Here is a 523-nt window from a genome sequence, read left to right on the forward strand (position 1 = left end):
GCTAAGACTCTCAGCGCCGATGGTACTGCGGGGGCGACCCCGTGGGAGAGTAGGACACCGCCGGACTTCCTTCGAGAAAGGGCCGCCCCACCGGGTGGCCCTTTCGTCGTTTAAGGCCGTTCGAGGGGCGCACGTAGACTCGACGACGGCAGGAAAGGCGGACCACTGTGGCGGAAGTGCCGGGCTCTGACGGCCCCCGACGGCCTCATCGAGGCGATCGGCGTCCCTCGGACGGACCTCGCGGAGGACGTCCCGACGACGGCCCCCGTCGCGGCGGCGACGGACCGCGGCGCCCGGAGGGCGGCAGCGAGCGTCCGCGCAGGTTCGGTGACGGTCCGAAGCGCGGTGACGGCGAGGACCGTCCCCGCCGATCCGACGACGGCGCTGGGCGGGAGAGACGCGGCGAGCGTCCGGGACAGTCGCGAGCCGGCCGGGATCGTGGTGATGCCGGGGGTGAGCGTCCGCGTCGGTTCGGTGGTGGCGCTGATCGTGGTGATGCCGGGGGTGAGCGTCCGCGTCGGTT

At 72.8% G+C, this 523-nt stretch carries 1 protein-coding gene; it reads left to right on the forward strand.

Going from position 1 to position 523, the window contains the following annotated elements:
* Nucleotides 1-327: 327 nt before the first annotated feature.
* Nucleotides 328-523, forward strand: a 196-nt coding sequence (locus J3P30_RS14975) for a hypothetical protein (RefSeq protein WP_210482043.1), incomplete at its 3' end; no start/stop codon positions are given.

The organism is Naasia sp. SYSU D00948, assembly GCF_017916515.1.
Taxonomy (GTDB): Bacteria; Actinomycetota; Actinomycetes; order Actinomycetales; family Microbacteriaceae; genus Naasia.